Source organism: Streptomyces sp. NPDC020731, from assembly GCF_044334705.1.
Taxonomy (GTDB): Bacteria; Actinomycetota; Actinomycetes; order Streptomycetales; family Streptomycetaceae; genus Streptomyces.
Genome location: NZ_JBIRTN010000020.1, coordinates 167,358 through 174,422, shown reverse-complemented (window position 1 = coordinate 174,422; position 7,065 = coordinate 167,358). Strand labels below are relative to the sequence as shown.

Annotated in this window: 6 protein-coding genes; 1 reads left to right on the top strand and 5 read right to left on the bottom strand. The window is 73.1% G+C overall.

The features are described from left to right. Positions 1-166: 166 nt before the first annotated feature. Genes ACH4VX_RS28320 through ACH4VX_RS28300 form a run of 5 tightly spaced genes read right to left on the bottom strand, consistent with a single transcriptional unit; the run spans position 167 to position 5,762 of the window. Entirely contained in the window at positions 167-1,477 is a 1,311-nt protein-coding gene (locus ACH4VX_RS28320; protein WP_398371219.1) for a DUF58 domain-containing protein, read from the bottom strand. Continuing rightward, the gene (locus ACH4VX_RS28315) at positions 1,477-2,466 is read right to left on the bottom strand and encodes an AAA family ATPase (RefSeq protein ID WP_398371226.1); all 990 of its coding nucleotides are present in this window, start codon (positions 2,464-2,466) and stop codon (positions 1,477-1,479) included. Before ACH4VX_RS28315 ends, ACH4VX_RS28320 begins: the two co-directional genes overlap by 1 nt. Continuing rightward, positions 2,466-3,662: a DUF4350 domain-containing protein gene (locus tag ACH4VX_RS28310; RefSeq protein ID WP_398371218.1), complete on the bottom strand. Its 1,197-nt coding sequence runs from the start codon at positions 3,660-3,662 to the stop codon at positions 2,466-2,468. The genes ACH4VX_RS28315 and ACH4VX_RS28310 overlap by 1 nt, the downstream gene beginning before the upstream one ends. Further along, the gene (locus tag ACH4VX_RS28305; RefSeq protein ID WP_398371216.1) at positions 3,659-4,408 is read right to left on the bottom strand and encodes a DUF4129 domain-containing protein; all 750 of its coding nucleotides are present in this window, start codon (positions 4,406-4,408) and stop codon (positions 3,659-3,661) included. The genes ACH4VX_RS28310 and ACH4VX_RS28305 overlap by 4 nt, the downstream gene beginning before the upstream one ends. A 4-nt stretch (positions 4,409-4,412) precedes the next feature. Next, positions 4,413-5,762: a glycerophosphoryl diester phosphodiesterase membrane domain-containing protein gene (locus tag ACH4VX_RS28300; protein ID WP_398371214.1), complete on the bottom strand. Its 1,350-nt coding sequence runs from the start codon at positions 5,760-5,762 to the stop codon at positions 4,413-4,415. Between the two features lie 140 nt (positions 5,763-5,902). On the opposite strand from ACH4VX_RS28300, the gene mtnA reads away from it, so the two are divergent. Further along, positions 5,903-7,051 carry an S-methyl-5-thioribose-1-phosphate isomerase gene (gene mtnA / locus ACH4VX_RS28295; protein WP_398371213.1) on the top strand — a complete coding sequence of 383 codons (1,149 nt, stop codon included), beginning with the start codon at positions 5,903-5,905 and terminating at the stop codon, positions 7,049-7,051. Positions 7,052-7,065 lie beyond the last annotated feature (14 nt).

Genomic DNA, 7,065 nt, shown 5'->3' with positions numbered 1-7,065 from the left:
GGAAGCTAAGCCTTACAGCGCCGATGGTACTGCAGGGGGGACCCTGTGGGAGAGTAGGACGCCGCCGAACAATTCTTGGAGAAAGCCCCCGTGCCACCGGCACGGGGGCTTTCTGCGTTTCAGGGCCGGCAGGGCTTTCGAAATCCCGATCTGCCTCCCTTGCGCATCACAGACGTCCCGCCGCCTTCAAAGCCAGATATGCGTCCGCGAGTGCCGGCGCCAGTTCCTCCGGGGTCGCGTCCACGACCGTGACGCCATGGCGGCGGAGTTGTTCCGCGGTGCGGTCGCGTTCCGTATGGGCCTGGGCTGCCGCCGCTGCCTCGTACACCGCGTCGGTGTTTCCGCGTGCCTTGGCCATCCTGGCGATGTGCGGATCCGCCACCGAGGCAAGGAGAACCGTGTGGCGCTGGGTCAGCTGGGCCAGGACGGGGAGCAGGCCCTCCTCGATGGGGGCGGCGTCGAGTGTCGTGAGCAGCACGATCAACGACCGGCGGGGCGCGGTACGGAGTGCCGTCGCGGTCAGACCCCGGGCGTCGGTTTCGACGAGCTCGGGTTCGAGTGTGGCCATGGCGTTGACGAGGGACGGGAGGACGTCGCCCGCCGTGCGGCCCTGGACGAGGGCGCGCAGGCGACGGTCGTAGGCCAGGAGGTCGACGCGGTCGCCGGCGCGGGATGCGAGGGCCCCGAGGAGCAGTGCCGCGTCCATGGAGGCGTCCAGGCGGGGAGCGTCACCGACACGGCCCGCGGAGGTGCGGCCGGTGTCGAGGACCAGCAGGATGTGACGGTCGCGCTCGGGACGCCAGGTGCGTACCGCGACCGCGGACTGGCGGGCGGTGGCGCGCCAGTCGATGGAACGGGTGTCGTCGCCGGGGACGTACTCGCGCAGGCTGTCGAACTCCGTTCCCTCGCCTCGGGTCAGCACGCTGGTGCGGCCGTCCAGTTCGCGCAGCCGGGCCAGTTTGGACGGCAGGTGCTTGCGGCTGGTGAAAGGCGGCAGGACGCGTACCGTCCACGGGACCTTGTGGGTGCCCTGGCGGGCGAAGAGACCGAGAGGGCCGTAGGAGCGGACGGTGACGCGGTCGGCGTGGCGGTCGCCGCGGCGAGTGGGGCGCAGGCGGGTCGTGATGCGCCGGCGTTCCCCCGGGGGGACCGTCAGACGGTGGCGGGAGGCCGCCACCTCGGTGCCGGACAGCCAACTGCTGGGGGGCCAGGCGTCGCGGACGCGGGCGCGCAGCGGACGGCCGGACGAGTTGGTGATCGTCAGGGTGACGTCGGCGGTGTCGCCCAGGCGTACCGAGGTGTCGCCGGAGCGGGTCAAACCGAGGCGGCGTACGGGGGCGGCCAGGGCGAAGTCACAGGCGCAGGCCACCGCCAGGGGGGCGTTGACGGCGAGGATGCCGGTCCAGCCGGGTTCCCAGATACCGACGGGAAGGGAGCCGAGGGCCGCGAGCAGGGCGGCGCGTCCGGTGAGTGCCATCAGCGGGGGACGGGGACGTGGGCGAGGATCGCGTTGATGACCGAGTCGGCCGTGACGCCTTCCATTTCGGCCTCCGGGCGGAGCTGGACGCGGTGGCGGAGCGTGGGCAGGGCGAGGGCCTTCACGTCGTCGGGGATGACGTAGTCGCGGCCGGTCAGCCAGGCCCACGCGCGGGCGGTGGCCAGGAGCGCGGTGGCGCCTCGCGGGGAGACGCCGAGGGCGAGGGACGGCGACTCGCGGGTGGCGCGGCAGATGTCCACGACGTAGGCGGTGATCTCGGGGGAGATCGTGGTATCGGCGACCGCGCGGCGGGCGGCTTCCAGGTCGGCGGCGTTCGCGACAGGGCGTACGCCGGCGGCGCGCAGGTCGCGCGGGTTGAAGCCTTCGGCGTGGCGGGTGAGGACGTCGATCTCGTCCTGGCGGGAGGGCAGGGGGATGGTCAGCTTGAGGAGGAAGCGGTCCAGCTGAGCCTCGGGGAGGGGATAGGTGCCCTCGTACTCGACCGGGTTCTGGGTCGCGGCGACCAGGAAGGGGTCGGGGAGGAGGCGGGGGGTGCCGTCGACGGTGACCTGGCGTTCCTCCATGGCTTCGAGCAGGGAGGCCTGGGTCTTCGGGGGCGTGCGGTTGATCTCGTCCGCGAGGAGGAGGTTGGTGAAGACCGGGCCGGGCTGGAAGGAGAACTCGGCGGTGCGGGCGTCGTAGACCAGGGAACCGGTGACGTCGCTCGGCATCAGGTCGGGGGTGAACTGGATGCGCTTGGTGCCGAGTTCCAGGGTGGCCGCGAGGGCGCGGACGAGGAGGGTCTTGGCGACGCCGGGGACACCTTCGAGGAGGACGTGGCCGCGGCAGAGCAGGGCGACGACGAGGCCGGTCACCGCGGGGTCCTGGCCGACCACGGCCTTGGCGATCTCGGCGCGCAGGGCCTCCAGGGAGGCCCGGGCGGCAGCCGGGTCCCCGGTGTGCGCGGCGTTGTCAGTGGTCGGGTCCATCATGGACGGCGTACCTCTCTTTCGAGGGCGTCGAGGTGGTCGGCGAGCTGGATGAGTGCTGCGTCGTCGCCCGGGGGTGGGCCGAAGAGGAGGGCGTGCAGGGACTGCCCGTCGCCCCGGAGGTGGGCGGACAGCGCGGGGAGCAGGGCCTCGGGCGCCTGTGCCTGGGTCGCGGGGATGCCTACGAGGGGGGCGAGGCGCGTGCGGGTGGCGGAGCGAAGAGCGGTGGCCGCGCGGTCGCGGGCGTTCGCCTTGCGGTAGAGGCGGGCGCGTCCTTCGACGGTTTCGGAGGCGCGGATCGCCACGGGGAGTTTCTCGGGCACCAGGGGGCCGAGTCGGCGTGCCCGCCACAGGGCTGCCAGGGCTGCCGCGATGAAGAGTTGCAGGGTGCCCCACAGCCAGCCGGAGGGGAGCAGGTCGAAGAAGTCTCGTGCGCCCTCCTCGGAGGTGGCGGAGGCGTCGGCGAGCGAGGGGAGGTACCAGACCAGATGGGGGCGGGAGCCGAGGAGCTGGAGGGCGAGCGAGGCGTTGCCGTGCTCGTCGAGGCGGTCGTTGAGGAGGATGTCGGGCGCGCCGAGGAGGACGGTGTCGCCGTCGCCGGAGGGGGCCGGGATGCGCAGCAGGGTGGCGAGGCGCTCGCTGGGGTAGCACTCGTCGGCGGTGAGGTGGGTGGTGGTGTAGCGGATGCCGCCCAGGTCGGCGGTGCCCGCGCGGCGGGCGGCGGGCAGGTCGCAGTCGGGGGAGAGGGTGGAGTCGAAGCTGGTGGCCGGGTCGGCGGTGACGCCGGGGGCGAGCCGTTCCACGGAGGCGCTGCCGGCGGAGACCAGGACGGTGCGGCCGCCGGAACCTGCGACGCCGGAGTGCAGCCGCGACTGCTGAGGACCGGTCAGAAGGTCGGGAACGGCGACCAGGAGGGTCGTGTCGGGGCCGGCCGCGGCGGTGGCCCCGGCGAGAGTGGTGACCACGCGCGTGTCCACACCGCGGTCGGCGAGGAGTTCGGCGACGGCGCGGCTGCCGTAGGGGTCGGCGGAGCGCGGGTCGAGTTCGCCGTGCAGGGTGTCGGAGCGGACCACGGCGATGGCGACGGCCGCCGCGATCAGCAGCATCAGCGCCAGGGCGATGCCTCGCGCGCGGGCCCACACCTGGCGGGCGGTGGGCGAGGCCGAGGTGGACGGGAGCGTGACCTCGGTCGTCATCCGGCGGCTCCTTGGCGGGCGTCGGTGTCCGTGCCGTGGCTGCCGCTGGTCGCGAGCTGTGGTTTGGTGCGCTCCAGGTCGAGGTCGAGTTCGGCGAGCCGCCGGTACGACTGTTCCGTGGCGGCCCGGCCGCCGTATGCGACGTCGTCGAAGGCGCGGGCGGCGGTGCGCAGCCGGGTGGTGTGGACGGGCAGGACGCGGCCGGCCTCCGCGGCGGCCTCGTCGGCGGTGCGGCCGGGGCGGAGGTCGAGCAGGGCGCGTTCCTCCAGAGCGCGGACGACGGCCCGCATGCGTTCCTGGACGGCCTGGTTCCAGTGGCCCTGGGCGGCGTGCGCCTCGGCGGCCGCGCGGTGTTCGGCGGCGCTGCGGGGGCGGTCGTCGAACAGGGTGGGGGCCGAGGTCGGTTGGCGGCGCGGGGTGCCCAGGCGCCACCACAGGGCGCCCAGAACGGCGATCACTGCCGCGATGATGACGACCAGGCCGAGTGTGCCGCCGGGTGTCGCGGTGGAGGCGGCGCCGAACAGTTTGCCGACCCATTCCCAGAAGGTGTCGAGGGCCTGTTGGAACCAACTGGGGTCGTTCTCGTGGTACATGCCTTTGGACAGTTCGCGCCGGGCCGCCTCACGCGCGGGGTCGCGCGGGATGGTGACGGGCGGCTCGTCGCCGCGCAGCAGCAGGCGTACGGCCGTGTCGGCGGCCGTGGGCAGTGCTTGTACGGATGTGAGAACTCCCCCCGTGGCGGTCACGCCATCAGCTCCCCGGGGTGGTGCCGGGGCCGTGGTCCTGGACGCCCGCGGCGCGGGCCAGTTCCAGGTCGAGGGCCTCGCGGCGGATGCGCTGGTCGACGTAGAGCAGCACGGTGACGCCGGCCGTGATCGGGAACGTGATCATGGCGCCGATGACCGAGCCGATGCCGCTGATGATGAGGAACGTCCAGCCTATGTCGCCGCCGGCGCTGTTGAGGAAGCCGGTGACGCCGTCGCCGTCGCCGCCGACGGCCGCGGCGAGGAAGGTGAAGGGGATGATGATGATCGACGCGATGACGTTCGCGATGATCGTCGCGAGCAGCTGGATGCCGAAGACCCGCCACCAGGAGCCGCGCACCAGTTTGGTGGAGCGGCTCATCGCCTTGACGATGCCCTGCTTCTCCAGCATCAGCGTGGGCGAGGCCAGCGACAGGCGGATCATGAGCCACAGGGTGACGACGACGGCCCCGATCAGGCCCAGGACGGTGAGGGCGATGCCCGCCCCGCTGTCCGAGGCGAGGGTGACGAGGAAGCCGGGCAGTGCGCCGACGGCCATGATGCCGACGGTGATGAGCAGCAGCAGGCAGATCAGGCCGAACAGCTTGACGATCTGGGGGCGGGCGTCGCGCCAGGCCTCGCCGGTGGTGACCGACTTGCCGAGTACCGCGCGGCTGGTGACGGTCGTGAGCAGGGCGGTGGCGGCGACGGTACCGACCAGGGTGACCAGGAAGACCACGCCGGAGTTGAGCAGGGCGTCGCCCATGGCGTCGGTCAGTTCGCCGAGGGTGGCGCTGGGGTCGTTGAGGGCCGCGGTGCTGGAGGTGTCCAGGGCGAGGCCCTGGAGCAGCACGACGACAATCTCGGTGAGGACGGCGACGGTCAGCGAGATGCCGAGGACCGTGCGCCAGTAGGTGCGCATGGTGGAGACGGCGCCGTCGAGGATCTCGCCCACGCCGAGCGGGCGGAGCGGGATGACACCGGGCTTGGCCGCGGGCGGGGGGCCTCCCCAGCCGCCGCCCCAGGCACCGTACCCGCCGGGGCCTCCGTGGCCGCCGCCGTAACCGCCGGGGCCGCCGGGCGGCGGGGTGCCCCAGCCCGGGCCGGGCGGCGGGGGCGCCTGGCCGGGGCCCGTGGGGGCGGGCGGGCCGGTGGGTGCGGACCACTGGCCGGGCGGTGGCTGTTCCTTCGACCACTTCACGCCCGGGTCCTGCGGGGCCTGGTCCGGCTGCCGGGGCTGGTCGGCGGGGTGCCGGGGGTCTGGACGGTCGGCGGGCTCGGCAGGGCCGGACGTGCCCGGTTCCTGCCCTTCGGACGGGGCGGATCCGGGCGAGGCCCAGCCCGGAGTGTCGTTCATCGTCGCTCCTTCACGGTGCCCGTCCGCGGTCGCGGCGGCAGCTTGGCAGCCATCGTGCCATGGGGTGGTCACCAACCGACCTGCCGAGGTGAGGGCTGCGTACCTTCAATTGTCCGCGCTACAGGGGGCAGACTGGCCGCATGGCTGATCAGTACGCACACAGCGGCGACAACAAGCGGCCGACCGAGATCCCGGCACTGCGCTGGGAAGAGCCACCCGAAGGCCCCGTCCTGGTCCTGCTCGACCAGACGAGGCTGCCGGCCGAGGAGGTCGAACTCGTCTGTACGGATGCGCCGGCGCTGGTGGAGGCGATCCGCTCGCTCGCCGTGCGAGGTGCTCCCCTGCTGGGCATCGCGGGGGCCTACGGTGTCGCGCTCGCCGCCGTACGGGGCTACGAGGTGGACGACGCGGCGGCGGCGCTGGAGAGCGCCCGGCCCACCGCGGTGAACCTCGCCGTCGGCGTACGCCGGGCGCACTCCGCCCACCGGGCCGTCCTCGCCCGCGGCGGGGACGCCCGGCAGGCGGCCGGGGCGGCGCTGGCCGCGGCACGGCAGCTGCACCGGGAGGACGCCGAGGCCAGTGCCCGGATGGCCGAGCACGGGCTGGCGCTCCTCGACGAGCTGCTGCCCGGCGGCGGGCACCGGATCCTCACGCACTGCAACACCGGTTCGCTGGTGTCGGGCGGTGAGGGGACGGCGTTCGCGGTGGCGCTGGCGGCGCACCGGGTGGGACGGCTCAGGCGTCTGTGGGTGGACGAAACGCGTCCGTTGCTGCAAGGTGCTCGCCTGACGGCATACGAGGCGGCTCGCAGCGGCATGGCGTACACCCTGCTCACCGACAACGCGGCGGGATCGCTGTTCGCGGCGGGCGAGGTGGACGCGGTGCTCATCGGCGCGGACCGCATCGCGGCCGACGGTTCGGTGGCGAACAAGGTGGGGAGCTATCCGCTCGCGGTGCTCGCGCGATACCACCATGTGCCGTTCATCGTGGTGGCACCGGTGACGACAGTGGATCCTGGGACGCCGGACGGGGCGTCCATCGAGGTCGAGCAGCGCCCCGGGCACGAGGTGACGGAGGTCACAGCACCGCAGGTGCCGGTGGCCGGAACGGAAGCGGGAGGGGGGATTCCGGTGGCGCCCCTGGGGACGCAGGCGTACAACCCGGCGTTCGACGTGACGCCACCGGAGCTGGTGACGGCGATCGTCACCGAAGAGGGTGCCGTTTCGCCCGTGACGAACGAGGCTTTGGCCGCCCTGTGTGCCAGGTCACGCCAGGTAACTATTAGCTAATGGGATGATGTAGT

What these genes read in the sequence shown, in the direction of transcription:
- ACH4VX_RS28300 (WP_398371214.1), bottom strand. Translation starts at nt 5,762, where the DNA reads ATGAACGACACTCCGGGCTGGGCCTCGCCCGGATCCGCCCCGTCCGAA.
- mtnA (WP_398371213.1), top strand. Translation starts at nt 5,903, where the DNA reads ATGGCTGATCAGTACGCACACAGCGGCGACAACAAGCGGCCGACCGAG.
- ACH4VX_RS28320 (WP_398371219.1), bottom strand. Translation starts at nt 1,477, where the DNA reads ATGGCACTCACCGGACGCGCCGCCCTGCTCGCGGCCCTCGGCTCCCTT.
- ACH4VX_RS28310 (WP_398371218.1), bottom strand. Translation starts at nt 3,662, where the DNA reads ATGACGACCGAGGTCACGCTCCCGTCCACCTCGGCCTCGCCCACCGCC.
- ACH4VX_RS28315 (WP_398371226.1), bottom strand. Translation starts at nt 2,466, where the DNA reads ATGGACCCGACCACTGACAACGCCGCGCACACCGGGGACCCGGCTGCC.